Raw genomic sequence first — 25,953 nt, forward strand, 5'->3', positions numbered from 1 at the left:
CAAAGGGGAGAGACCCGATGTTAAAAAAGATATCTTTAATCATAGCCAGTGCCCTCACTTTTAGTGCGGCGGCACAAGCAGAAACTATCACCATCGCTACCGTAAATAATGGCGATATGATCACCATGAAGTCGCTTAGCAGCGAGTTTGAAAAGCAGCACCCTGATATCGACCTTAAATGGGTAACGCTAGAAGAGAACATTCTTCGTCAGCGCGTTACTACCGACGTTGCTACTAGCGGTGGTCAGTACGATGTAATGACAATTGGCACTTATGAAGTACCAATTTGGGGCAAGCAAGGCTGGCTTACCGAACTTAACGGGCTAGGTGACGATTACGATATTGACGACTTGTTACCTGCAATTCGCAGTGGCCTTTCCGTAAACGACAAGCTTTATGCTGCACCGTTTTATGGTGAAAGTTCAATGGTGATGTACCGCACTGACCTAATGGAAAAAGCGGGCTTAGAAATGCCGAAAGCACCTACATGGAGCTTTATCAAAGAAGCTGCTGCAGCAATGACCGATAAAGACGCCGGGGTATACGGCATTTGTCTTCGCGGTAAAGCTGGGTGGGGCGAAAATATTGCGCTATTAACGTCGATGTCTAACTCTTTTGGTGCTCGCTGGTTCGACGAAAATTGGAAGCCGCAGTTCGACTCTAAAGCGTGGAAAGACACTTTAGAGTACTACGTAGATGTGATGGAAAAATACGGTCCTCCAGGTTCTTCAGCCAATGGTTTTAACGAAAACTTAGCACTGTTCCAAACCGGTAAATGCGGCATGTGGATTGACGCTACAGTAGCGGGTGGCTTTGTTACTAATGAAAAAGACTCTGAAGTTGCCGACAAAGTAGGTTTCGCGCTTGCTCCTGATAACGGTCTAGGTAAACGTGGTAATTGGCTTTGGGCTTGGACTTTAGCTATTCCATCAAGCAGTAAGAAAACCGATGCGGCGATGAAGTTCATCAGCTGGGCAACATCAAAGGGCTATTCAAACTTAGTTGCAGATAAAAAAGGTTGGGCGAATGTCCCTCCGGGCACACGTACCTCATTGTATGAGAACGACGCTTATTTAGAAGCCGCGCCGTTTGCACAAATTACCCTAGATTCGATTAATTCTGCAGACCCGAAAAACCCAACAGTAGAGCCTGTGCCCTACGTAGGTATTCAGTTTGTGGCAATTCCTGAGTTCCAAGGTATTGGTACCGCAGTAGGTCAGCAGTTTAGTGCAGCACTAACCGGCCGAATGACGGTAGACCAAGCATTGCAAAGCTCACAGCGTTTAGTTGAACGCGCTATGCGCAAAGCGCGCTACCCAAAATAAACAGGGTTAACCACAGGGAAAGTGCTTTATTGCACTTTCCCATTTAATAATTATAAGAGGGCTAGTCATGGCGACCACACAATCTCGTACTTTAGCCAAAATCATGCTTTTTCCTTCGGTTTCTTTGCTTTTAGCATGGATGATCGTGCCTTTATGCATGACCCTTTATTTCTCGGTATTAGACTATAACTTGCTGATGCCGGGCGATAACGAATTCATCGGCTTTCTCAACTACGAGTTCTTTTTAACTGACCCCGCATTCATCGAGTCATTTTTTAACACCTTGCTGCTAGTAGGCGGTGTCTTGTTTATCACCATTTGTGGAGGAATTGGCTTAGCGGTTCTATTAGACCAGGCAATATGGGGGCGAAACTACGTACGCATTATGGTACTTGCGCCATTTTTCGTTATGCCTACGGTATCGGCGCTGGTATGGAAAAACATGTTTATGAACCCAGTGAATGGTCTGTTTGCCCACTTTGCTGAGTTTATTGGCGTAACGCCTATCGACTTTTTTGCGGAACTGCCTTTACTGTCAATCATCATCATTGTGTCGTGGCAGTGGCTACCGTTTGCAGCACTGATTTTGCTCACAGCTATTCAATCGCTTGACCGTGAGCAGTTAGAAGCGGCAGATCTTGATGGTGCAGGTCCATGGAGCAAGTTCGTTTATATTGTGTTGCCTCACCTTTCTCGTGCGGTCACGGCAGTAATTCTAATTGAAACGATTTTCTTACTATCGATTTTCGCTGAAATCCTAGTAACGACCAGCGGTGGCCCTGGATATTCATCGACCAACATTACTTACCTTATTTATACCCAATCGCTTTTGCAGTTTGATGTGGGCGGTGGTTCGGCAGGCGGCATCGTGGCAGTGGTTATTGCCAACATAGTCGCTATTTTCCTAATGCGCCTTATTGGCAAGAACTTAGAGGGATAAGTAATGGCGATTAAAGATACGAATAAATCAAAACTTATCTACACCCTTACGGCGTGGACAGTAAGCGGGATGATTTTCTTCCCCATTCTTTGGACGATTATTACAAGCTTCAAAACAGAGTCAGAGGCCATTTCCGCTTCACCGAGTTTGTTTATGTTCGATTGGACACTCGAGAACTACGCCGAAGTGCTTTCTCGCTCTCCTTATTTCGACCATTTCATGAATTCGGTAGTGATTTCGCTTGGGGCTAGTCTTCTTGGGTTGCTTATTGCTATTCCAGCAGCTTGGTCGATGGCGTTTGTCCAAACTAAGCGCACAAAGAACCTACTTATGTGGATGCTCTCTACCAAGATGCTTCCACCGGTAGGCGTGTTAATTCCTATTTACCTGCTATTTCGCGATTTTGGATTATTAGATACGCGTATTGGTTTGGTCATTGTAATGACGCTTATCAACCTGCCTATTATGGTGTGGATGCTTTATACCTACTTTAGAGAAATCCCGAACGAAATATTGGAAGCGGCACGTATGGATGGCGCAGGAATAAAGCAAGAGATCTTTCAGGTGCTGCTGCCGATAGCGCTGCCAGGCATTGCCTCAACATTACTACTAAACGTTATTTTGGCGTGGAATGAGGCATTTTGGACACTCATTCTTACCGCTGCTAACGCTGCGCCTTTAACCGCATTTATTGCCAGTTACTCAAGCCCAGAGGGATTATTTTACGCAAAATTATCAGCCGCCTCAGTCATGGCCGTAGTGCCCATTCTTATTCTTGGTTGGTTTAGTCAGAAACAGTTAGTGCGCGGCTTAAGCTTCGGCGCAGTTAAATAGGAGAGCTTCAAAATGGGAAGTATTACCTTAAAACAAGTAACAAAGACCTTCGGCGACGTTAACGTGATTAAGCCGCTGGATTTAGAAATTCGAGATGGTGAATTCATCGTGTTTGTTGGGCCGTCGGGTTGCGGCAAGTCAACGTTACTGCGTATGATTGCCGGCCTTGAAGATACCACAAGTGGTACTATCGAAATCGATAATCAAGACGCGACAGACATGCCACCCGCCCAGCGTGGTTTAGCAATGGTGTTTCAGTCTTACGCCCTTTACCCTCATATGTCGGTAAGAAACAACATAGCGTTTCCGCTAAAACAAGCGAAAGTAGAGCCTGCAATTATTGAACAGAAAATTGAAAAAGCGGCGAAAATGCTAAACCTTACTGATTACCTTGACCGAAAACCAGGTCAGCTTTCGGGCGGTCAGCGTCAGCGCGTTGCTATCGGACGTGCTATAGTACGCCAGCCTTCAGCATTTTTGTTTGATGAACCACTGTCGAACTTAGATGCATCACTTCGTGTGAACATGCGCCTTGAAATATCTGAGCTACATAAGAGTTTAGATACCACCATGATTTATGTTACCCACGACCAAGTTGAAGCCATGACAATGGCCGACCGTATTGCGGTATTTAATGGCGGTATTATCGAACAGGTAGGCACACCTTTGGAGCTTTACCAAAAGCCAGTAAATCAATTCGTGGCAGGCTTTATCGGTTCGCCAAAAATGAACTTTATAAGCGTTGATGCAAAAGCGGGCGACCCAACGTGCAGCTTGGGCGTGCGCCCAGAGCATTTTAGAATTACTGAAGAAAAAGGGCTGTGGACTGGTAGAGTTGGCGTGATTGAGCACTTAGGGTCTGAAACCTTTTTGCATGTTCATGTTGACGGTGTCGGTACATTAACAGTGAAAGCCGATGGTGATTGTAAAGTGGCCTATGGCGACATAATTAACTTAACGGCAGCGCAAGAGAAAATCATGCACTTCGACAAAGATGGCGTAACCATCCCCGAGTTGTCTTGGGGAGAAAAAACGTCGTCTTCTGCGGCTTAGTTGCATTGTTGACGCGTTGAACACAAGGTATCAATGAGCGCATAGCAAGTACACTATTAGGTTCTCAACATTAGTTAATAGTGTACTTCTTTGCCGTTAGGACATTAGCGCTCACCGGAAAGACAGAACATAGATAGCATGTTTTAAACCAAGATTTTGTCAGTAACCGTAGCAAGGTATGGAAGGCATATCTGGCAAACAACGGGCAAAATAAGCAAGGAATTATTATGGAGCAGAAAAAGCCAACAGCACTTAACACCGATATCGAGTTGGTTATTTTCGACTGTGATGGCGTACTTATTGACAGTGAAATTTTGTGTAAACGCGTGCTTATTTCTATGCTTTACGACCTTGGCGTTAGAATAGATGGTGATTACTTTGATAGGCACTTTTTAGGCAAGAGTTATGAGTCTGCAAAAGCGCAGATAGCCGAAGACTTTAACATCAACCTACCCGTGGCGTTTAGGGATGATTATTTAACAGCGCTTCTGGCTGTGTTCGCGGAAGAGCTTACCCCAACACCTGGCTTAGAGGCTATTTTACAGCGTCTTTTGGTTAGAAAATGTATTGCGACGAGTAGTCATCCTGAACGAGTCACCTTTTCTTTAAAAACAACGGCATTAGACAGTATTTTTAATGGCGATGTAACCACAAGTACTGAAGTTACAAGAGGGAAACCTGCGCCTGATATTTTTCTGTTGGCGGCAGAAAAGATGGGCGTATTACCTGAAAAATGCCTAGTTATAGAAGACTCTGATGCAGGCATTAAGGGTGCGTTAAGTGCTGGAATGTCAGTAGTTAAATACACGGGCGCAAGTCACTTAGAAAGAGGGGAAAAAAGTGCATTTGAAGGCGTTCCGGTAATAGAGCACTGGCACGAGCTCCCTGATCTTTATCCAACGCTGTTTGAATCATCTAACTAAGCTCAATATTAATACCTCACAATATTGAAGATACTTCTTAAGCTTATTCCCACTCTTCCCTTGTCTCCCATTGCTCCACCCAAGCAGGTAGGGCTTGGGGGGGCATAGGGCGTGCTATGCCGAAACCCTGCGCGAGTTCACAACTTTTACTAGCAATGTATTTAATACCTTCGCCAATGACAGAAAATTAAGTGCTAAAACGAACAAAGCCTCTGGTGAGGCTTTGCTTTGCGTAACAACGCTATAAGAGTGACGTGCTTTTCACCTCTAAGCTTTTACATATAAAAATAAGGGCCAACCCAACTGTAGCTTTCACCGTTTATCTCAACTTTGTGTTTTGCGCTTTTATTATTATCGCTGTTAGCAATGATTAATAGCTGTGTACCGCCTTTTACGTCGGTAATACGCACGCCTGTGTACGCGTCGTTTTCTAAAACCACCTCAAGGTTTTTGATACTACTTCTTGAGTTAATCGACGATTCACTTACTGGGCTGTATGAACCATGGGGTTCTACCACAGAAACAAACAAAGTGTCTTGGGTGTCATTTCGTCTAAGCGTAAAAGCTGCATCACGGCGCAAGTTGAAGTCTGGATCGTTTGCGCCAATGCGAGTCAAATACACCTCGTCTTTAGCGTTGGTAACCGTAGTCAGCGTGTAATACTTGCCATGCTGGAGCCATTGGAACTTGGTGTTGCCGTCACTTGCGTTACCTTTGCCCTCTACAAATAAATGTTGATAGCCATTTTCATCACCAAATGGTGATAACGTGGTAGGTGACTCGTGAGTAAAGCTCTTATCAATTATCTGACCCATGTAATAGAAGGGGAGGTCGTATTGATTTTTCTTGTCAGAATCAACGCGTAAAATGTCTAGTACAAACGGCTTTTCAAAGTTTTTGTCTTTGATAACGGCCATTGTGCGGTGCATTAACGTACCCGGGTAGGCATTTTCTTCTGTTGCACTAACCACTTTTACATTGTCATCTTCTGCGTTAAAAGTGAAAAGTTCTGAGTGATGTTGGCTGGCAATCTCGTACTTCCCATCAAAATGCTTTTTGCCATTTATTGATAGGGTATTATGCGCAATAGTTGTTTTAGCCCATGTGGTGTTTTCTTTTAGATAGTTACCACCGCCTTTTTGACCTATATTCACAAAGCGAGCTAGCCCATAATCTTGCAGGACTTCCTCACCTTTTTCATATAAAGAGAAAGACAACTTATCGTAGTGACCGTGACTTAAACCCTGAGCGGCATATTTAAAAACCAGGGTTAGGTCTTCATTACCATAACGCAAAATGCCTACACCCCCTTGGTCACCGTTAGGGCCATCACTTAAATTCACGGAGGACTTTACAAAAGGTACCGCTTTGCCATCTCGAATATCAATAGCAGCTTCAAGCCCCGACTCTTGTAGAAGTACTTGTCCTTGCTTCTCTACCACGCTCAGCAAGCGAGGATCTTTCTCTCCATAAAAATACGCGAGATCCACTGCGGTTACCAAAGAGGCTTTCTTGTAAGACATGCCCTTTTGGGCATCGTTTAGTGGGAAGAATTCGCCATCTGCGTCAGACAAATTAAGAAGCGCATCGATACCTTTTAACAACACATTGTCTTTGTGCTGTAGCACTTTTAAGTCTGGACGATTGTTTTCCATAGCCAGTGCAAGTATAAGGAAAGGATACATTGCATAGCGCTGATAGTAAGGGCCTTCGGTATAGTAGCCATCAGGAGAAAAAGGCTCTTCTAAGTTAGCGAAAAAGCCCTTGCGTTGACCTTCTACTTTAATTGTACCGCCATCGTTGTCTTTACCGCCCACTTCTAAGCCATCGTCTTCGATACCATAAAGCGCCCTTTGAATAAGCTCTTCATCGTTCATAACAAGGCCAATCATGCCAACGGCAGCAATGCCCCAGGTACTGTGGTTATGTACGCGGTTAAAAAATTGAGGGTTTTCTAATGAAATGAAATCGGCAAACGGACGGAATAAATTGTCCTCCAGTGTTTTGCGTTCATCTACAGATAAGTAGTCGTAAATAGCATCATAAGCTTGGCTCATGTAAACCAGCCAATTGCTGTCGTTTAGGCATTGCCAGAATAATTTACCCCGCGAATATGAGCGCTCTTGCGGGTGCAGAGGTAAGTCTTTGTACATGGCTTCATACTGAAACAACATGTCACGAATGTATTTGGCGTACTTTTCATCTTCTAACACTTGATAAAGAACGCCAGCTTTTTGCGCAATAAAGAAGTTTTGTTTATGGCGCTGGTGGGTGTAGCCACCTGAGAAATCCTTTGGAATAGGCGTATCGATACCCATAGCAATTTCGGCATCTACTTCTTGCTTAACGGTTGCCAAGCTTTTATCAAACAGAGGAGCTTCACCCAAGTTGTCTCTCATTCTTTCTACGCCAGGCTCGGTAAGAATAAGGTTAGGATGAGCTTTTGCTTCGCTAGTAAAAGACGACAGGCTGATACCAACAGCTAGCATGGTAAGGCTAAATTTCTTGATGTTCATTGTATTTATTTCCTTGTTGTCAAATAGCCATTGGTGAAAACAGGCAACAACGGATGTAGGGTAAAAATGTTGTTATTTAAAAATGACAATTTGTAATAAACACAATAACAGAATAGAAGATGTGATGGATAGGCCAATTTTAACCTTTGGTAAAAAATAAAGTTTAAATTGGTAATGCCAGTTGGCTGGGTATTACTATGCTGTGAGAGCTTTTTTTAATCAAGTGGAACGCTGTGAACGAGAAAATTGCGAAATAGCTCTATGCAAATAGGAGTAACCTTGATGCCTTACACAAGGTGCAATTTGCTTAGTATTCCAAAAGCCAGAGCAGTAATAGGTAAAGACGCTAATGTGCTGACTGCGATAATACTTGCTGCTAAGCGATAGTCACCTCCTAAATTTCTCACCATGACATAGCTTGCTGCAGCGGTTGGTGAGATGGCTAATAAAAGAACAATACCCAGCTCCATCCCTTTAAAACCAAAAGCATAGGCAAGGGCAACCAATACAAAGGGGTAAACCACACATTTGCTGGTTGTGCTAAGCACGATATTAAACCAGTCACTGGAGAAAGAGCGGAACTGTAAGGACGCTCCGGTGCATATAAGTGCAAGTGGCAAGGTAAGTTGAGCGAAATACTCCCCTGTTTTCACCACGGTATCTGGAAGCTGCCATTCGAAGTATGAAAAAGGCAGGGCTGCGGCAATCGATAAGATCAACGGGTTTTTCGCCATGCCGGTAACTTGGCCCATTAATGAGCGTGACGTACCTTGGTAAAAGTTAAGAACAAATACAGACAGCACGTTAAACAATATGGTGATACAGCCCATATAGACCGAGGCTACAGCAAGCCCTTCTTGCCCATAGGTATTGGCACAGTAAGCTAAGCCGATAATGCCCATGTTGGCTCTAAAGCCGCCTTGAACTACCACTCCTCTAGCTTTATATGGCTGAACGGTAAAGTGAGCGCAAATCATTAAGGCGAGGAATACCGCAAAGGTTCCTGTAATTCCTACCATGACAAGGGTGGGGTTAGCGGCTTTAGAAAAGTCTGCTCGCGCTATCGATAAAAATAACAAGGCAGGGAGTGCCACGTTAAACACCAGTTTTGAGCCTGCTTCAATAAATCCCTCATTTAGCCATTTAATTCGGAAAAATAGCCACCCCATTAATAAAAGAATAAGAACGGGAATGAGCGTGCTGGTAATAAAGCTAAGCATAAAAAGAAAGAGACCTTTATATCTATTAAGAAGAGCGAGCGAAGCTGAGCTGATTGCAAGTGCTCAAGGCATAGTATGCCAAGGTTTTTCATGTGCGCATAAGACAAATTTCAAATCTGCTATAAGACAAAAGATTAGATGCGGCTATTAGTGACTTAAATCTATTCACAAACCATTCGAATAAGCGTAACTTAATATCTTACTGGCTGGCGTTGGTTGTTATTGAGATTGAGGTACGGCCTGCATTTAAATTTTTAGAACAAATAAAAGAGAATAAAGAATAGAAATATGAATGGTTTTCTTTTCTTCGTCAGTTTAATTCTCATCGTTAGCTTGTCGATAGGGCCCGCTTTTGGTGTCTCTAAAAATACAGCGCCTGCACCAACAATGTTACTGGTTAACAAACATTTACAAATTTTTGAGGAAGACGGGAGTATCCTTACTGCAGAGGATGTCGTCGATAAATATCAACAAAACACACTGAGCGCTAACGGTAGCGGCAAAGTAAGCTGGGGTTTTACTGATAAAACAATATGGGCTGTACTCCCTACCGAGCCCTATGCCTATGAACTTAACATTTCAAATAATGAAGTAGAAAATGCACCAGATAGTGCATTTATCCCCCTAAAAATCAAAATTGATAATGCATGGCTTGATCAGATTGACGTGTTCTTTTTCGAAGGTGGTCAAAGAAAGCTTCACATAAGTCTTGGTGATGACAACGTCCATAGCAGTCGAGCTGAAAACACCAGAATGCCCTCTACGTTTTACCGTCTCACAACGCCCGAAACTTTAGTTGTGTTCCGGTTTGCGTCTGAAGACCCCATGACAATTCCTATTTACCTGGGTACGCCAAGGGATGCACAAAGCCAATCTACCGAAAATGCCTATTTTTATGGCGCGTTATACGGTTCACTTATTATTTTACTCGTTTATAACCTGGTTCTATATTCCTATCTAAAAGAACGCAGATACCTGCTTTATTCATTATATCTACTGTCGTTTTTGGTATTTAATTTCACATATACAGGGCATGGCTTTTGGTTGTTATGGTCAGAATCTGTGTTCCTTCAGCAATGGCTAATGCCCACACTGATGTTTTTCTATCTATTTAGTGCGGTAAGGTTCACCATCGAATTTTTAGATACCCAGCTTTACTTACCGAAGCTCTATCGTTTTAGAAAGTATATCTACGGCGTTCTGCTTATGTTAGCCGTGATAATTATCGCCGTTGGCAGTCGCTCATTTGCCGTGATGTCGCAGCTTGTTGTATTGACAACGATAGCGTTTTGGATGCTGTGCATCGGCATTTTTGCCTATAGGAATGGTGATGCGTTAGCCAAGTTTTTCTTGCCCGCTATTTTGTGTGGAACGGGGGGGGCGACCGTTTCAAGCCTAGCGACATGGGGGCTTATTCCCTACTCCAAATGGGCGTTTAGAGGCATTGAGATAGGCATGGTGCTGGAAATGTCACTGTTATCTATTTCGTTAGCATTCAATTACAAGCAAGTGCAAGAAGCTCGAAAAAATGCAGAGCGGGATGCGCGACTGGACCCGTTGACGTTACTCTATAATCGCCGTGCATTTGAAGACCTCGTTTATCCAATTTGGGAACTGGGAAAGCGCAGCAATAAGTTTATGTCGGTAATGCTTATCGACCTAGACTGGTTCAAGAAAATTAACGATACCTTCGGGCACGACGTGGGAGACAAGGTGCTTCAAAAGGTAGCAGAAGAGATTAAGGGGCAAGTGCGTGGCTCAGATATTACCTTTCGCTGGGGAGGCGAAGAGTTTTTGGTGTTTTTGCCCTACACTCGTACCGAATACGCCAAACAAATTGCCGAAAACTTACGCGTTCACTTATCAATGCATGATATCAATAAACTGGTTCGAATCACGGTGAGTATTGGCGTAGCTGGCTCTTCTCCAGGAGATGCAGACGTTATGATGCTCATTAAAGAGGCCGACCAAGCGCTCTACTTAGCCAAATCTAGGGGAAGAAATAGGGTGGTGTTGTGGAATGAGGCTGAAATCGAACGCTAATTTGTAAATCCACGTTTCTCACGTATTATTCTGTTTTCGTTTCTTCAGAGTATGCTTTTCATGTACCAAGATTTTCAAGCAGAGTTGGCGTGGGCCAGCCTGCATATGCCACGCACTCGCAAAGCCATTGCATCACTTCCTGACCTGTCTAATGTTAAGCTTGCCTGCAACATGCATTTAGATTTAAAAATGGCACCGTTGGTAGAGGGGCTGCTTTCTCGTGGTTGCGACATTTTTCTTACCACGTGCAATCCTACTACAGTGCAAGATGACGTGGTGTCTTACCTTGTTGATAAAGGCGCAACAGCCCATGCATGGCGTGATATGAGCGATGCTGACTGGTCTGAGTCATTCGACAAAGCGCTGGCGTGGCAGCCTACCCATTTGTGTGAAATGGGCGCGGACCTCACAACTCGACTGCATGAAAATATCAAAGCCAATAAACCAGTACCAGGCATCGTTTCGGGCTTGGAGGCAACGGGCTCTGGTATTAATCGCTTAAACGGAATGGCGCCAAACTATCCTATTTTTAACTGGGATGATTTGCCAGTAAAAGAAGGGCTTCACAACAGGCACATGGTGGGTTTAAGTGCATGGCAAACCTTCTTCCAAACCACCCATTTAACCCTGCACGAAAAAGTTGTGGTTGTTATTGGTTATGGTTTAGTGGGGCAGGGCGTGGCCGCGTCGGCAAAAGCGTTTGGCGCACAGGTTCAAGTTGCAGAACTTGACCCAGCAAGAGCACTTCAGGCGAAATACGACGGCTGGCCAGTGGTTGATTTAAACGAAGCCGCTAGCCAAGCTGACGTTATTGCCACTGCAACTGGTGCCTATGGCGTAGTGAACTCAAAACATTTAGACAGCATGAAAGACGGGGCATTTATTCTAAACGTAGGTCATGTAGCCCAAGAAATTGATGTACCGTATCTTAAAAATAACTCTACACACAGTGAGCCAATGCCTTATGTAAATGCTTATAAACTGAGCGATAAAACACTGTATCTTTTGGCTGATGGCTCTATGTTTAATTTAACCGCGGGCTATGGAGACAGCATTAATGCGTTTGACGTGACGTTAGCGGTTATGGCTGCGGGCATTGGCTATATTGTGAATGAAGGTGCAACAAGCGAGAAAGGTTTGTACTTACTTCCAGAAGCTGCGTGGAAAAGTGCACTGTAGATAAACTGAAGCTGCTCTTTATTACGAAGAGCAGCTGTAGTGTGCAACACCGCCAGCACTGAAAAATTCAAGTGGGCGCAGCTGGTAGTACTTATTCTCTACCTCTTCTGTCTGCTCATCATAAGGCGCGGTAAGTATATTCTTTAGTTCGTGAATTTGGGTAAAGTCACCTTTCTCTGCGGCTTTGTAGGCAGGCACAATAAGCCATTCACGCCATGTGAATTTAGGGTTAGCTTGGCGCATGTTCTCTGCGGTAGCAGCAATAGCGTTTGCTGCATCAACTTGTGCTTCAGCGTCCTTTTCAATACGCTCACGCCAGGTTTGTAGCCACGCTTCCCATTCTGTCATCACCTCTGCTTTAGGCGGGTAGTAAAAGCTCTTCGTCAAACTCGCCATATCTTCAGGTATCGATGATAGCTCTCTGAAAAACATATTGTAGTCAACGCCAGTGCGAAGCATTAATTTCAGCAGCTTGATAAGCAAGTCGTGGTCGTAGCTGGCAGTGCCCATCTTTGTCGCCCACATGCCCTCCATGGCGCGTTCCATAACGTCAGAAAAACTGTCGTTAATATCGTTAAGCTTAGCGAGTTGTTCACTGTTGCCTTCAAGTAACGTCTTCAGTGAGCGACAGAACATATCAAAGTTTTTCTGTGCAGCAATGGGCTGGTTTAAAAACGAGAAGTGACGACCGCCACCTGTCCAAGGTTGGTAGTCTGCTTCAAAAAACTCACAAAAGCCGAATGGCCCGTAATCCAGCGTAAAGCCGCCGGCGGCGCAGTTATCGCTATTAAAATTGCCTTGGCAATAACCTACGCGAACCCAATTAGAAACGAGACGAGTTAACCGGCCTCTAAAAAACTTAGCTAATGTTACCACTTGCTCTTCAAATGGTGCTGCTGCGTCTATTTCACTTGCGTACTCTCGCTCAATAAGGTGTTTAACAATGGCTTCTAGCTCGTTTAATGCTTCGCTGTGTTCGTTACAGCGTGCGCGCCTAGCGAAAAGCTCTATTTGTCCTACGCGCAAAAACGATGGGGCGACGCGGGTGGATATCGCCGTTATATTTTCTACCATCACTTCAGGCTCATAGGAATGAGAGCCTTCGCGATACCAAGGCCTGTCTACGGTGTCAGATTCAGACATAAACAAGCTAAGTGAGCGTGATGTTGGGATGCCAAGCGCATGCATGTGCTCTTGCACTAAAAATTCGCGCACGCTAGAGCGCAATACCGCTCGACCATCTGCGCCGCGACAATAAGGCGTGCGCCCCGCGCCTTTTAACTGCATTTCCCAACGCTTGCCGTTTAATACTGCTTCAACGATAGAGATTGCTCTGCCGTCACCGTAGCCGTTGCCCGTTCTAAACGGGCATTGCTGCGTGTATTCAGTACCATAAATTGAAAGCGCATAGCCGGTTGCCCAGCCGAAAGGCTGCATAGGTTCGGGCACTGATGACATGTCGCCCGAAAACAGCTGGGTGAAATCTTTAGATGTTGCCAGACTGTCGTCTAAGCCCATTTCAGCAAATAGCGTTTCGCTGTGAGCAATGTATTTGGGTGAACGCAATGGGGTCGGAGTAACCGGCACATAGTGACCTGAGAAGACTTGGCGCGGATCATGGTCGTCACCATCGCACGTCGACTGCGGGTCTGGGGTAAGGGTATTCAGCAAAGAGTAATCTACGTGCTTTGCGAATTCATCTAGTGTTTTGATACGTTCTGTCACTATGCCTGCCTATTTCACTGAATGGGAAAATCTGTTTGCGAGCATCGAGGCTCAGGTTACTTTAGTACCTTTAACCACAAATAATCTCGACACTGCTTACGTTTTTTCAATGATTATTGTTTAGGTCGAAGTGCAAGCTGCCCTTGCTCTACAGTTAGCTGTAAAGGTACCGTTGAAAGCATGCTTACTGCTTTGTTCGTCGGGTCTAAGCGATAAACCGGGTTCGATGCTAAATAACCGTTGATAAGCTGCATAAATTCGCCACTTACAGGGGCTAAATTACCCTTAAAGCCGCCAGCATCAATTGTGCTATCAAGTAGAGATAATGAGCGCACAAAAATCGCTTTTTCTTCACTGTCGTAATAAGGCGTGCCTTCTAAAGCAAGACTCACTTTTGCAGGGTAGTTCAATCCAAATGCACTAATACGCGCCGTGGCAATAGCGCCTAGCTGAACCACGTCTCTGCCATCTGGGCCTATGGTTGCTGTCATATCTTCCACATCTAGATAAAGCGGAATGCCAGCAAGTGAGGTCTTCTTTTGTAGCTTACTCACTTGGCTATCGAGTACTTGCTCTAATTCGGCGTTAGAAACCGTGTAAACCGCTAACTGAGAAAGGGATGCACAGCCAGCAAGCGTAATAGCGAAAGCTATAGAAAGTAGAAATCTCATAAAAAAAGTCTCTTTAGTAATTAGGTGTCGAATTACACAGCGTGAGCTACTAATGCTATCGCTGTAACAACAGAATGCATTCATTGTAAGGGCTGAGGCAACAGATGAACAACGAAATCGTTAAAGTACTACTGCGAAATGCATACGAGCATCATTAACAAAAACTTTTGCCATAACGCCTTCAACAAAGCAGTATAAGAAGTTCTTCTTTTTAAAAATAAAAACACGACAAGGCACTATCTATGGTTTCACAGAGACTGGTTTCTCGGAAAATGGTGGCCGCTTTTGCTATTTGCGTAAGCGCACTTTCTAGTTTCTCGCATTCTGCATTCGCACTTGAAGATACGGTTAACCCCGAACTTTTCGATAAAATGGAGTATCGCTTTATTGGGCCTTATCGCGGTGGGCGCTCTGTGGCGGTTACTGGGGTTGAAGGTAATACCAATCTTTATTTTATGGGCACCGCAGGTGGCGGTGTTTGGAAAACCGAAAACGCGGGTTTATCCTGGAAAGCCATATCCGATAAAACATTTAAGGTAGGCAGCATAGGTTCTATCGCCGTTGCGCCTTCAGATCCAAACGTTATTTATGTAGGTACGGGTGAAGGCCCTATTCGAGGGGTAACTACCAGTCACGGAAAAGGTGTTTATAAATCTACAGACGGCGGTGAAACCTGGAAGCTGGTGGGTTTAGATAAACGCGGTCAAATCCCCAAAATTCGCATACACCCCACTAACCCTGATATAGCTTGGGCAGCGGTACAAGGTAATATTTGGGGGTCTAATGAAGAACGCGGTATATTCAAAACGATAGACGGCGGCGAAACATGGCAGCATGTATTGAAAGTTAATGCTGATACGGGCGCTGCCGACTTAGCTATCGACCCTACTAACCCGAGAATTCTCTATGCCAGCATGTGGCATCACGGCAGAACGCCTTGGTTTATTAAATCGGGCGGTGAGGGCGGTGGCCTTTATAAGTCAACAGATGGCGGCGAAAGCTGGGACAAGCTAGAAAAAGGCCTGCCTAAGCTTATCGGTAAAGTAGGTGTGGATATTGCCGCATCTAACCCGAAGCGCCTTTATGCCATTATCGAGGCTGATGAAGGCGGCCTTTATCGCAGTGACGATGCGGGTAAGTCTTGGTCGTTAATGAACGGCGATAATATTCTTAAAGCCCGCGCGTGGTACTACAACCACATCAAGGTAGACCCTAACGACGAAAATACCCTTTATGTGATGAATGTGCAGCTGCATAAATCCATTGATGGCGGTAAAACCTTCGAAATTAAATCTTTGCCCCACGGTGATACCCACGATATGTGGATAAACCCGGAAAACAGCTTAAATATGATTAACGCTAACGACGGTGGTGCAACCGTTACCTTCGACGGCGGTGAATCTTGGTCAAGCATTTACAATCAGCCAACGGCGCAGTTTTACCGCGTTATTACTGACAACTTAAATCCTTACTACGTTTATGGCGGGCAGCAAGATAACACTACCATGGCAACCCCGTCTGAAACCTGGGGTGACGGTGTAGGAATTGAAGATCAATTTGCCGTGGGCGGTGGTGAAAGTGCGCATATTGCCTTTAACCCTGACGATCCAACACTGATTTACGCCACTACCATCAATGGAACGTTAACCGAATACAACCGCGATACTGGGCTAACGCGGCCCATTATGCCTTACCCTGAATATGTGTTTGGCAGAAACGCACGGGATCAAAAGTACCGCACCAACTGGAATGCCCCAGTAATAGTGTCAAAACACGATCCTGACACCGTATACTATGGCACGCAGATGATCTTAAAAACGACCGACCGAGGTGTGAACTGGCAAGAAATTAGCCCAGACTTGACCCGTAACGAGCCTGAAAAGCAAGGCTTGAACGGTGGACCCATTACCAATGAGCAAGCTGGGGCTGAATACTACAATACGGTTTTCTATATTGCCGAATCAGCAGTTAACAAAGGCGAACTTTGGGTGGGAGCCGATGACGGTAAGCTGCATATAACCCGTGATGAGGGCAAAAACTGGAAAGATATCACCCCTCACAAAAAAGAAGCGCAGGTCAATGCCATAGAACTTAGCCCTCACGCACAAGGCAGAGCTTACGTTGCGGTAGCAGGCTATAAATTAAATGATTACACGCCTTACATTTATAAAACCGACAACTACGGCAAGCGCTGGAAGCGTATTGACGAAGGCCTACCAGAGGACGCCTTTGTTCGCGTAGTGCGTGAAGATACAGAGCGCGAAGGTATGCTGTTCGCGGGTACAGAAAGCGGTATGTTTATTAGTTTCGACGACGGTAAACACTGGCAAGAATTAGACTTAAACCTTCCGCCTGTGGCGATTACCGATATGCAGGTTAAAGGTGATGATTTGGTCATTGCAACCCAAGGGCGAGGCTTTTGGATATTAGACGACATGAGCCCGCTACGTGAAGTGCACAAGTCGCTAGATGGCGAAGCGCTATTTCAGTTTGAACCCGTAGATGGCATTCGCTTGCTATCTGGCGGTGGCATGACTGACCAGCCTCAAGCGAAAAACCCGTCACGTGGTGCTACCTTCCGTTATTACCTGAAAGACGTATTAGAAGAAGAGCAAACGCTGCGTATCGATATATTTAATGCCGATAACGAGCTGGTTCGCACACTGTCATCGGCACCTAGTGCATTTGAAAAATGCGCAAAGGGTAATGAAGACGTTCGTAGCCCCATCAAATTTAAACACCCAGCAGCAAAAGCGGGTTACAACGAATTTGTATGGGATCTTCGACGTGAGCCGTTGAACTGCATCGAGAATGTAAAGCTGTTTGGTGGTTGGAAAGGCGCCCGTGTTATGCCTGGAGACTACAAAGCGAAAATCACTGTCGGTGAACAGGCACAAACTCGCGCGTTTAAAGTACTTCCAGACCCAAGAGAAGAAGCAGATAAAGCGCAACTGCAAGTGGTTGAAAAGAGCATTCAGGCTACAGAAACCTTACTAAATGATTTGTTTGCTCACCTGCAAAAAGCCCGTGATGTGCGAGCACAATTAAACGGTGTGTCTGAAGATAACGTAATGCTGGCAAGCGATGTGTCGGCTTCAATCGAGCGCATTGTTAGTGCAATTGACGATTGGGAAGCGTTGGTTATTCAGCCAAAACACCAAACCTTTGAAGACGACATTAACTGGCCCAATATGCTCGACAGACAAGTCCGCTTCTTAATGGACAACTTCGACAGAACCGGCGCGCCTGCACAAGCTGGTGCACTAAAACGGTTGAAAGACTTAGAGTCAAAGTGGCAGCAGTACAAAGTGCAGCTAGAAACCTTGTTTGGTGAAGAAGTGAAGCCATTGAACGAAAAGCTCTCAAAGCAAGGCGCGTTTGATTTAGAGAGTTTGTAGTAAGGAAAACAAGCCTTACATTTGTTGGAATTATAAAATTGAAAAGCCGGAAGCGTGAAAACGCTTCCGGCTTTTATTTTCAGTTTTAAACGTGCCTCTTGCGCAGTTTAAAAGAACTTACTGAAACACAGGCTTTCGAAACTTATTACTAGAACTGGTACTTAAGGCTCACCGTATAGTTAGTTGGTGAACCCGGCATGGTCCAAAGCTGATGGTATGAGTTCTCAAAATAATCTCTATCGAACAGATTATTTACGTCAAACCTCATAGAAAGTGCATCGCTGATATTCACTGACCCTGCTAAGTTCACAAGGGTATAAGACGGCAAAATGAATGTTGGATCGGTGGTTTGCCCTAAGCGATCGCCCACGTAACGCATGGTCACACCAAAGAACGCTTCTTTTTCAAATACGCTGGTGAAATGGTTAAGCGAGATATACCCCGAATGCTTGGCAATATTGATTAAGCGCGACCCTTTAGGAATAGGCACGCCCCAATCCAAGTTATTGACTTCGTTTGCGGTTTTAGCATCTATGTACGCGTAGGCCATATCAAGGCGAATGTCTGAAGTAAGGTCAGTCGTTAACTGAAATTCTACCCCTTGGCTTTCAACTTCACCGAGTGTAGCTGAAAAGCCAGTGTTAGGTTCAGCGGTAAGCATGTTGGTCTTTTCCGCATCAAAAATAGCGACGCTACCAGAAAACATATCAGCAATGTTTTCCCACTTAGCTCCTACCTCAAAAGAGGTGGTCTCTTCAGGGTCAAACGCATTGCGGTCAGAGTCAAGTCCGGGATTAGGTCTGAAACCTTCTGCATAGCTAGTGTAAAGGCTAACAGAATCATTGATTTCATACACGAAGCCAAAGCGCGGTGTCACTTCCGTTTGGTCTTGTTCTTGCCCTTCATTGCTTAACTTATTAAGAATGTCTTGCTCGAATTTGTCCACGCGAAAGCCAACTAAAAGCTTGGTTGCTTCGCTAAGTTCTATAACATCTTGTGCGTAGAAACCTAACCCTTTTTGCTTTTCAGCCGTGAGTGTAGTGGGCGTAACGTCAGGTCTGAAAATAGTGTAGTCTGGATTTTCAGGGTTGATGCTGTAAGTGGTATCACCAGCACCCCACGCAGTGCGCCAACGACGATAGTCTGTGTCGATGTGGTAGTTGTAATAGTCCAAACCAAACAAGACGTTATTTACGAAGCCTGCCACGTCTACCACGCCACTTAATTCAAAGCGTAGTGATAAGTCTTGCGCTTGATAGTCACGGGTTCTACGTTGCCTTGAAAGTATAGATGGGTCGGTATACAAAAGCTGACGGCCTTCTGACAGTTCAGTATCTGAAGACTGCCCTTCAAACGACGAGTCTCTATATGCAAAGCCACTGAGTAAATGCCAGTTGTGATTCAACTCGTGATTTAACACTAGCTGATGTCCAAAGGCTTTAACTTCATGGGCACCGTCTCTTACATCACCATAGAAGTCTTCGGCATCTACAGCGTCAAAGTCGTTATTCAATATGAACACACCGCGGTCAAGCGGCTTTTCCTGATCCAATATTTCCATCTGATAGCTTAAGCTGGTGTGATCAGAAATGTTCCAAATAAATGAAGGGTTAAGGTTCAAATTCTTGAAAAACACGTTATCGCGATAAGTATCAGAGTCTTCGTATGAACCGTTAACGCGATACGCCATGTCTGAATTAATGCCGTTCGTGTAATCGAACTCTACTTGTTTTTTATCAAAATTACCTACGGTACCCTGGATGTAGCCTTGCTCTTCGAACTGAGGTTTTTTGGTAATAACGTTAATGGTGCCGCCAGGTTCACCTTGACCATATAAGGCTGAGCCCGGACCCTTCATTACTTCTATGGTTTGAACGTTAACCGTGCTTCTATTACCGCTATAGCCACGCACGTTGAAGCCGTTTATTAAATAACCCGATGGGTTATTTTCATCGCCAGAAAAACCTCGGATCGCAAAGCTATCGAACATGCCGCCAGAGTTGTTTTGTCTAACAATGGTGGGCGCAAAATCTAGCGCATCGATGAAGCGCGTGATCCCTTCATTCGCTAAGGTATCAGCAGTAATTCGGTCGATTGCTTGTGGGGTGTCGATTAGCGGTACATTACCACGGTATGGCTGAAAGTGTCTTTTTACCTCAATGTGTTCAAGTTCATCATGAGCAGCTTGAAGGGAGCTTTCATCACTTTGCGCAGCGGCATTTACCGATAGTGCAGCTAGCGAAAATAAAAACGGTAATTTAATGTTAAGCATAAGCAAGGTTTTACGTGTCTTCAGCAGGTTATAAAAAAGGCGGTAGATGTTATGTTATCTCGTTTCTTTCCGCAAGAGGGCTTAGGAACCAAAAGGTGAGATTAATGATTCTTGAAGACTAATTGCATATCGGGCGCTTCATTCGGAAGGTGAAAACGCGCAAAGCGTTATTACAAAGCGTTGTTGCAAAGTGAATATACTGGTCCAAACTCAACTTTCTGGCGTTTTCCTCTGCCTGCCAATGCTATACACTTCGCGTTTTTGTCACGCCTTATTGCTGGCTACCCGTAAATTTGAACTAGGACACTAAATGCGTCATACAACACTCTCTTTACTCTTCTGTACTGTACCTTTTGCCGCCATGGCCGCTGAAAGTGTTGATACTTCAAGCGCCAACGCTGGCGTGAACAGTAACGAAAAAGGCGTGGAGAAAATTACGATTGAAGGGGCGGCGACCGCGAATAACAAGCCGGTAGGCACGTTTAATTCACCTATTTCAAATTTAGAGTACGACCCGCGTGTCGATTTGCAGTCGAGGAACATGGCAGAAGCGCAGGCTGACGTCACTATTCGCGGCGGTATCTTCGAAAACACGGGGTTTCGCATAGGAAGCGCAACGCTTATTGACCCGCAAACGGGTCATTATTTCGCTGAAATTCCCATCGCGCCAGAAATGTTGACGAAACCGAGTATTTTCACAGGCGTCGATAATGCGCTTTACGGCGTCAACAGCTCAGTAGGTACGGTGTCTTACGGCTGGCGTCCCATCCAAACAGCAGGCAGTGTGTCAGTGGGAGTAGGTAATAACAACTTCAATTTGCAGCGTGTACACGGTGCAGTAAAGCACGCGTTTAGTGATTCACCCGGTTGGTCTGTTGGGGTTGAAGGGGAGTATTCTCGCTCTGAAAGTGATGGCTCTATCGCTAATGGTGATCATAATTTCGAACGTGCGTCAGGGCGTATTCAGCTAACAAGTGACGATTCACAAACTGATTTGTTTTATGGCTTTCAGCAAAAGTTTTTTGGCTGGCCTAACTTGTACACGCCTTTTAATGTAAACGAGACAGAAGACATTCAAACTCGTTTGGTTATGCTAAATCACAAACAGCGCTACGGCGAAAAGGGTATAGAAAATAACTTTGAAGTTTCTGCTTACTACAGAGAGAATGACGACCATTACGTGTTCTCACGTGAAAATCCTGAATCGTTTCAGGCATTTCACGAAACCCAAGTGAAGTCATTCGCGTTTTCGGGTACTCATAATGTATCGCAAGAATTTGGTATCAAATATGCAGCACAGCTTACTGCAGACGACATCACATCAACCACGCTAGAGAACAACTTCACCTCTCGCGACTACTACAAAATAAGCCTAGTACCCGAGTATCGAACTCAGCTGAACAGCAATGAATCACTTACTGTTCGTTTAGGTGGGGCGTTTGACGATACAAATCGCGACGACGACCGACTGTCTTTTGTGGGCGATATTAGTTGGCTTACCCAAACAGGGAGTAATGCCTCGCGTACACTCTATCTTTCGTATGCAGAGGCGACGCAGGTGGCTGGCTACACTGCTGTAGGCGGCAGCATCACAAGCGGTCTGTTTAGAAGTAACAACCAGTTACAGCGGGAAGTCAGCAAAAACCTAGAGTTTGGGGCATCGTTTGATCATTCCTCTTTCAAAGTTGATACCGCCGTATTCTATCGCTGGGATAACGAGCTGACAGATTGGACGTATAGCTTCGACGCTACTTCAGCACGCAGTGCAAACCCGGTTGATATTGAAACCCTGGGTATTGAGTTGATTGCAGTTAAGCGCTTTGATAGTGCAGATGTGGTGGCAAGCTATACCTACTTAGACAAGTCTGAAGACTATCGAATTGATGAGGTAGACGCGAGCTTTTACGCGCTTAACTATCCGCCGCATCGCGCAACCCTTGGGTTGGTGTGGTTTGCAACCGATACAGTTGAAGTTCGCGTTGACAACGAGTGGCGAAAACAAGAAACCAACGCGCTTAGAAACGGCAGCGACTCAGCATTCTTCTCGCATGTTGCCCTTACGTATTCACCGGCTCAAATTGAAGGGTTAAACCTAGTATTGGCCGTAGATAACTTGTGGGACGAGCGTTTTGAAGAAATCCCAGGAACGCCGGGGCGCGGCGACCAATATTCAGCCACTGTAACCTATTTTTGGTAAGGGAGAGCAATGATAGAGAATCATCCTCATACCTTAGACGATTTTGCTGGACAATGGACGCTAACGCGCAAAATCATCCAGCGAAATGGCGATGTATTTACCTTTTCTGGCCAAGCTGAATTTAGCTGGCTTGAAGGCAAAAGCTACGTAGGTGAAAGCTATGTCGATAACGGCCACATCGGCAAAGACGACATAGTCAAAAAACACAAAGGCAAAGAAGACCAAAATAATGGCAGCGCACATAAAGAGAGTTGCACCTTAGGGTATTACGAAAAAGGCGAGGTAACTGCGCCCAACAAAAGCGTAATGCCTGCAGAACGTCGGTATTTCTGGCAGCAGCCTCAAACGGGTTTGTTTGAAGTGTTGTTCGACGATAAGCGCCATTTCCATACATTTAGTGTGAGCAACCCGAACGCCGAACACTTATGTGGCGATGATAATTACGTGGTGCGCTATGACTTCACAGCGTGGCCAGTGTGGTGCTCAACATGGCAGGTCAAAGGCCCGCGCAAAGACTACACTATGGTAAGTGAGTATAGCCCTATGTAGAGTTGGCTTTGGTAAGGCTTAGATCTGCTTCTGTTTTTTGTTGTATTGATGAGACATCCAAAGCGCAATAGCAATGATGGCACCGCCAAGAAACAGACGTGTAAAGTCGGTGTCTTTTTGCCAAAGCAGTAAATTAACTACCAGCCCTGCGGGAATAAGCGCGTTATTCATTATGGCTAAGGTACCACCAGAAACGGCTAGCGCCCCTTGGTTCCAAAAGTAATACCCAAGCCCCGATGCTACAATCCCCAACCACAATAGCACTCCCCATTGCTCGGTGTTCTGCGGTAGTTGACTTGGGTTGCCGAAAAGGAAAAACGCGGGCAAAGCTATAACTAACGCGCCTAAATAAAACCATGCGAATACGTTGTGATAAGGCACTTGGGCCGTAAAAGTCGAAGTCAGCTTTTTATAACCCACTTGTCCTAGCGCAAAGGAAAGATTAGCACCCTGAACAATAGCAAAACCAAACCAGTAATTATCAGTCACGCCATCAAAACGAATTATTGCTGCCCCAGCGGTGGCGATAAGTGCACACAACAAATAAAACGGAGTAAACCGCTTAAACAGAGCATCGTTTAACATAACGACATAAAGCGGTGTGAAAATGGTGAATAGCAGCACTTCAGGCACGGTTAAATACAAAAACGCGTGGTAGAAGAAAATGTACATTAATCCTAACTGCACTGCACCTAAAGCCGACAACACCGCTTTTTGCTTGGCGCTTAGCAGTGATACTTTGAGAAACGGAAGGAACACCGCTGCAGCAAGAATTATGCGGGTTAATACGGCAAAGTAGCTATCTACTGAGCCGGCCAAGAATTCACCGATAAGCGAAAAGGAAAATGCCCATAGGACTGTAACTGCAACAAGGTATAGCACGCGTTTCTCTTTTTCTAAGTAGGACGCGCGCTAAAGTATTGCAATGGGCAGTATTTATCAACTAATAGCTTGTTTGGACATTGCTGATAACATTTAGTGAACAACGCTAGAAAGTACAGGCACTGGCGCTGACTCAACTTTTTTGTTGCCCTTATTACTTTCCTTAAATTCGCCAGCTTCCTCAACCAGCGCCGTCATAGCGTCAATAATATCTAAAAAGCTTGATAACTGCTCTGGCGTTAGGCCATTAGACAAATTTTCGATTTTATTGATAAGTTGTTTAGTAGGTAGGCGCATAGTGTCAAAATCTCGTTGTTAAAACCTTAATTTCTACCTTGTGAATCAATTATCTTGCCAAGTTTAACGGACAATTGATTTTTATTCTTTCTATAGACATGCTTGGACAAATTGAGCTTCATTATTGGTTATATAGCGATAGTAAGATTGTTCGACATTCTTAAATAACTTACCCTTCAACGAGCGATTTTTTAGCCATTAATGCATCGGTTAAAAACTGCATCAGCAATTTCACTTTAGGCTTTTCATACAGATCAGGGTGGGTGAGCAGCCAAATATCGTATTTCAAAACGGGCGCGCTCCCTGGTAGTCGAACCAAGTCAGGGTGGACGTCGCCCATGAAGCATGCAGCTCTTCCCATACCCACGCCGTTTAAAATAGCGTGATATCGAGAGATGATGTCGTCTATTGTTATTCCAATAGGCACCTCTGGGTAAGGCGATTGTGCTAGCCATTGCGGCCAAACTTCATTCTCTAACGGCGCAATCCATCGCCAGTCTTTACGGGGTGTATTTTCACAGTAATCTTTGTGTGCATAAAAGCACAAGCCTAGCTTGTAAAGTCGCCTTCCAATTAAATGTTCGGGTAATTTAGGTGCCCCGCGTATAACGACATCCGCTTCGCCTTTGTCCAAGTCGGCGAAGGTTGTTGAGCTTTTCACTTTTAATTGAATAGACGGATAAAGCCGAGCGAACTCACCGAGTTCTTTGACCAACAAAAACTGCGACATGGGCTCGCCCAGTGAGAGCGTTATTGGGCCTGCGAGTTTTTCATTACTTGCGCAGTAAAGCCGTTCTGAATCGCGAATAACACTTTCAACCTGCATAGCGGTGGCGACAAGCTGCTCGCCAAACGGAGTCGCGCGGTACCCGCCGGGAATGCGCTCGAAGATACTGGCGTTATATTGCTTTTCTAACAAAGACAAACGCCTTGCCACCGTAGTATGAGTAGTCCCTAAGGTAACGGCAGCCGCCCTAAGGGTTATTGACCTGTGCAGGGCTAGAATTAATGCGTAATCATTCCAATCTTTCATGGAACGATAATGCACCATTGTGAACAAAAAACAAACCGTGTTTTGGGTTGATTCACTTGTTAATGTATTCGCATAACCACAAAGTTAATAATTAAAGGGAATGTTGAAATGCTGGGTAAGTTAATTAAATTCATTGGCTTAAGGTTTTTTGGGGTGGGTGTTTTATTTGCGTCGCCCGTAATAGCTAATGAAAAAGGTGAAGTGTTGTCGGTGCATTTTAATCCAGGAGCGGTGATGCAGCTTATTGCACCTGTAACTGAAGCGGAAAAGCGTCCGCTGCGAGACAAGTATTTTGAATTGGGAGCATCAACAGCACGCGAATACGGGTATACCCAAAATGGGGTGCTTGTCGTTGAAAAAACGCTAATAGGAACCTTTAGTCCTAATGTTTTTGTGGTAAGCCAGTGGCCTTCACTTACTGCACAAAAATCATTTCAATCGCTACCACTGTTTAGCGATATAAAGGCATTAAGAAAAGAGGCATGGGAGGCATTAAAGCTTTATGACTATGAGGTAAGTAAACCCACCACACTTTCATTTTCAACTAACAAGATATATTCAGTTTCATTGGCCTGGGTGAACCCCAAAGCACCTAACAACTATTATGCTTTTATCGACAGCTTTGCGAAAAAAGCGCAAGCGTTGGGCGGTAAAGTGATATCCATAACTCAGGATATATCACTAAGTGATCATAACCCCTATGCTGTAGCGCCACAGCAGATTGTGATTCTAGAGTGGAATAGCGTGAATGATATTGAGGCGGTTCTTGCTTCATCAGAATATGCAGCGCAGCTCGAAAAGCTTAAAAACGGCACAGTAAATTTTGAACTGCATGCGGTGCGCCCAAGGATTTAGGGGTAAAGGCGTAAGCGTATTGTTAAAGCGTTGCTTGTGTA

19 protein-coding genes are annotated in these 25,953 nt (G+C 44.9%); 11 read left to right on the forward strand and 8 right to left on the reverse strand.

Annotation, left to right across the window (positions count from 1 at the left end):
- Positions 1-17: 17 nt before the first annotated feature.
- The 5 genes from ACXAFM_RS13050 to ACXAFM_RS13070 all read left to right on the forward strand — a co-directional run bounded on the left by ACXAFM_RS13050 (position 18) and on the right by ACXAFM_RS13070 (position 5,075).
- A complete protein-coding gene (locus ACXAFM_RS13050; protein WP_474834848.1) occupies positions 18-1,325 on the forward strand; it encodes an ABC transporter substrate-binding protein in 1,308 nt (435 codons plus the stop codon).
- Positions 1,326-1,392: 67 nt separating this feature from the next.
- Positions 1,393-2,265: a carbohydrate ABC transporter permease gene (locus ACXAFM_RS13055; RefSeq protein ID WP_071952603.1), complete on the forward strand. Its 873-nt coding sequence runs from the start codon at positions 1,393-1,395 to the stop codon at positions 2,263-2,265.
- 3 nt (positions 2,266-2,268) lie between these two features.
- Complete coding sequence (locus tag ACXAFM_RS13060; RefSeq protein WP_474834850.1) at positions 2,269-3,099, forward strand: carbohydrate ABC transporter permease; 831 nt, start codon at positions 2,269-2,271, stop codon at positions 3,097-3,099.
- Between the two features lie 12 nt (positions 3,100-3,111).
- Positions 3,112-4,152, forward strand: a complete 1,041-nt coding sequence (locus ACXAFM_RS13065) for an ABC transporter ATP-binding protein (RefSeq protein WP_474830111.1) — start codon at positions 3,112-3,114, stop codon at positions 4,150-4,152.
- A 227-nt stretch (positions 4,153-4,379) separates the two neighbouring features.
- Positions 4,380-5,075, forward strand: coding sequence for an HAD family hydrolase (locus tag ACXAFM_RS13070; protein ID WP_474830113.1), 696 nt, complete (start codon positions 4,380-4,382; stop codon positions 5,073-5,075).
- A gap of 275 nt (positions 5,076-5,350) precedes the next feature.
- Here ACXAFM_RS13070 and ACXAFM_RS13075 read toward each other — a convergent pair whose 3' ends face one another.
- Positions 5,351-7,591 carry an alginate lyase family protein gene (locus ACXAFM_RS13075; protein ID WP_474834852.1) on the reverse strand — a complete coding sequence of 747 codons (2,241 nt, stop codon included), beginning with the start codon at positions 7,589-7,591 and terminating at the stop codon, positions 5,351-5,353.
- A gap of 287 nt (positions 7,592-7,878) precedes the next feature.
- Positions 7,879-8,811 (reverse strand): AEC family transporter, encoded by a 933-nt coding sequence (locus tag ACXAFM_RS13080; protein WP_474834854.1) that lies wholly within the window; start codon positions 8,809-8,811, stop codon positions 7,879-7,881.
- A gap of 288 nt (positions 8,812-9,099) precedes the next feature.
- Here ACXAFM_RS13080 and ACXAFM_RS13085 point away from each other — a divergent pair, with 288 nt between their 5' ends.
- Both ACXAFM_RS13085 and ACXAFM_RS13090 read left to right on the forward strand, forming a co-directional pair.
- Positions 9,100-10,854: a sensor domain-containing diguanylate cyclase gene (locus tag ACXAFM_RS13085; RefSeq protein ID WP_474834856.1), complete on the forward strand. Its 1,755-nt coding sequence runs from the start codon at positions 9,100-9,102 to the stop codon at positions 10,852-10,854.
- A 60-nt stretch (positions 10,855-10,914) separates the two neighbouring features.
- Positions 10,915-12,033, forward strand: a complete 1,119-nt coding sequence (locus ACXAFM_RS13090) for an adenosylhomocysteinase (protein WP_474834858.1) — start codon at positions 10,915-10,917, stop codon at positions 12,031-12,033.
- 21 nt (positions 12,034-12,054) lie between these two features.
- Here ACXAFM_RS13090 and ACXAFM_RS13095 read toward each other — a convergent pair whose 3' ends face one another.
- Entirely contained in the window at positions 12,055-13,758 is a 1,704-nt protein-coding gene (locus tag ACXAFM_RS13095) for a protein adenylyltransferase SelO family protein (protein ID WP_474834860.1), read from the reverse strand.
- Between the two features lie 113 nt (positions 13,759-13,871).
- Positions 13,872-14,429 (reverse strand): YceB family lipoprotein, encoded by a 558-nt coding sequence (locus tag ACXAFM_RS13100; RefSeq protein WP_474830126.1) that lies wholly within the window; start codon positions 14,427-14,429, stop codon positions 13,872-13,874.
- 242 nt (positions 14,430-14,671) lie between these two features.
- Between ACXAFM_RS13100 and ACXAFM_RS13105 the strand changes: the two genes are divergently transcribed.
- Positions 14,672-17,827, forward strand: coding sequence for a WD40/YVTN/BNR-like repeat-containing protein (locus tag ACXAFM_RS13105; RefSeq protein WP_474830128.1), 3,156 nt, complete (start codon positions 14,672-14,674; stop codon positions 17,825-17,827).
- Between the two features lie 148 nt (positions 17,828-17,975).
- Here ACXAFM_RS13105 and ACXAFM_RS13110 read toward each other — a convergent pair whose 3' ends face one another.
- Positions 17,976-20,099, reverse strand: coding sequence for a TonB-dependent siderophore receptor (locus ACXAFM_RS13110; RefSeq protein ID WP_474834862.1), 2,124 nt, complete (start codon positions 20,097-20,099; stop codon positions 17,976-17,978).
- 310 nt (positions 20,100-20,409) lie between these two features.
- On the opposite strand from ACXAFM_RS13110, the gene ACXAFM_RS13115 reads away from it, so the two are divergent.
- Together ACXAFM_RS13115 and ACXAFM_RS13120 are read left to right on the forward strand one after the other, a co-directional pair.
- Positions 20,410-22,296, forward strand: coding sequence for a TonB-dependent receptor plug domain-containing protein (locus tag ACXAFM_RS13115; protein WP_474834864.1), 1,887 nt, complete (start codon positions 20,410-20,412; stop codon positions 22,294-22,296).
- 9 nt (positions 22,297-22,305) lie between these two features.
- The gene (locus tag ACXAFM_RS13120) at positions 22,306-22,845 is read left to right on the forward strand and encodes a DUF6314 family protein (protein WP_474834866.1); all 540 of its coding nucleotides are present in this window, start codon (positions 22,306-22,308) and stop codon (positions 22,843-22,845) included.
- 18 nt (positions 22,846-22,863) lie between these two features.
- Here the strand turns inward: ACXAFM_RS13120 and ACXAFM_RS13125 are convergent, their stop codons facing one another.
- The 3 genes from ACXAFM_RS13125 to ACXAFM_RS13135 all read right to left on the reverse strand — a co-directional run bounded on the left by ACXAFM_RS13125 (position 22,864) and on the right by ACXAFM_RS13135 (position 25,057).
- Complete coding sequence (locus ACXAFM_RS13125; protein WP_474834868.1) at positions 22,864-23,727, reverse strand: DMT family transporter; 864 nt, start codon at positions 23,725-23,727, stop codon at positions 22,864-22,866.
- 93 nt (positions 23,728-23,820) lie between these two features.
- Complete coding sequence (locus ACXAFM_RS13130; protein ID WP_474805073.1) at positions 23,821-24,024, reverse strand: hypothetical protein; 204 nt, start codon at positions 24,022-24,024, stop codon at positions 23,821-23,823.
- Positions 24,025-24,193: 169 nt separating this feature from the next.
- A complete protein-coding gene (locus ACXAFM_RS13135) occupies positions 24,194-25,057 on the reverse strand; it encodes a LysR family transcriptional regulator (RefSeq protein ID WP_474834870.1) in 864 nt (287 codons plus the stop codon).
- A gap of 108 nt (positions 25,058-25,165) precedes the next feature.
- Between ACXAFM_RS13135 and ACXAFM_RS13140 the strand changes: the two genes are divergently transcribed.
- Positions 25,166-25,912 carry a hypothetical protein gene (locus ACXAFM_RS13140; RefSeq protein ID WP_474834872.1) on the forward strand — a complete coding sequence of 249 codons (747 nt, stop codon included), beginning with the start codon at positions 25,166-25,168 and terminating at the stop codon, positions 25,910-25,912.
- The last annotated feature ends 41 nt before the right edge of the window (positions 25,913-25,953 follow it).

This window comes from Alteromonas sp. ABD4_190, assembly GCF_056160105.1.

What these genes read in the sequence shown, in the direction of transcription:
- ACXAFM_RS13050 (WP_474834848.1), top strand. Translation starts at nt 18, where the DNA reads ATGTTAAAAAAGATATCTTTAATCATAGCCAGTGCCCTCACTTTTAGT.
- ACXAFM_RS13055 (WP_071952603.1), top strand. Translation starts at nt 1,393, where the DNA reads ATGGCGACCACACAATCTCGTACTTTAGCCAAAATCATGCTTTTTCCT.
- ACXAFM_RS13060 (WP_474834850.1), top strand. Translation starts at nt 2,269, where the DNA reads ATGGCGATTAAAGATACGAATAAATCAAAACTTATCTACACCCTTACG.
- ACXAFM_RS13065 (WP_474830111.1), top strand. Translation starts at nt 3,112, where the DNA reads ATGGGAAGTATTACCTTAAAACAAGTAACAAAGACCTTCGGCGACGTT.
- ACXAFM_RS13070 (WP_474830113.1), top strand. Translation starts at nt 4,380, where the DNA reads ATGGAGCAGAAAAAGCCAACAGCACTTAACACCGATATCGAGTTGGTT.
- ACXAFM_RS13075 (WP_474834852.1), bottom strand. Translation starts at nt 7,591, where the DNA reads ATGAACATCAAGAAATTTAGCCTTACCATGCTAGCTGTTGGTATCAGC.
- ACXAFM_RS13080 (WP_474834854.1), bottom strand. Translation starts at nt 8,811, where the DNA reads ATGCTTAGCTTTATTACCAGCACGCTCATTCCCGTTCTTATTCTTTTA.
- ACXAFM_RS13085 (WP_474834856.1), top strand. Translation starts at nt 9,100, where the DNA reads ATGAATGGTTTTCTTTTCTTCGTCAGTTTAATTCTCATCGTTAGCTTG.
- ACXAFM_RS13090 (WP_474834858.1), top strand. Translation starts at nt 10,915, where the DNA reads ATGTACCAAGATTTTCAAGCAGAGTTGGCGTGGGCCAGCCTGCATATG.
- ACXAFM_RS13100 (WP_474830126.1), bottom strand. Translation starts at nt 14,429, where the DNA reads ATGAGATTTCTACTTTCTATAGCTTTCGCTATTACGCTTGCTGGCTGT.
- ACXAFM_RS13105 (WP_474830128.1), top strand. Translation starts at nt 14,672, where the DNA reads ATGGTTTCACAGAGACTGGTTTCTCGGAAAATGGTGGCCGCTTTTGCT.
- ACXAFM_RS13110 (WP_474834862.1), bottom strand. Translation starts at nt 20,099, where the DNA reads ATGCTTAACATTAAATTACCGTTTTTATTTTCGCTAGCTGCACTATCG.
- ACXAFM_RS13115 (WP_474834864.1), top strand. Translation starts at nt 20,410, where the DNA reads ATGCGTCATACAACACTCTCTTTACTCTTCTGTACTGTACCTTTTGCC.
- ACXAFM_RS13120 (WP_474834866.1), top strand. Translation starts at nt 22,306, where the DNA reads ATGATAGAGAATCATCCTCATACCTTAGACGATTTTGCTGGACAATGG.
- ACXAFM_RS13130 (WP_474805073.1), bottom strand. Translation starts at nt 24,024, where the DNA reads ATGCGCCTACCTACTAAACAACTTATCAATAAAATCGAAAATTTGTCT.
- ACXAFM_RS13135 (WP_474834870.1), bottom strand. Translation starts at nt 25,057, where the DNA reads ATGAAAGATTGGAATGATTACGCATTAATTCTAGCCCTGCACAGGTCA.
- ACXAFM_RS13140 (WP_474834872.1), top strand. Translation starts at nt 25,166, where the DNA reads ATGCTGGGTAAGTTAATTAAATTCATTGGCTTAAGGTTTTTTGGGGTG.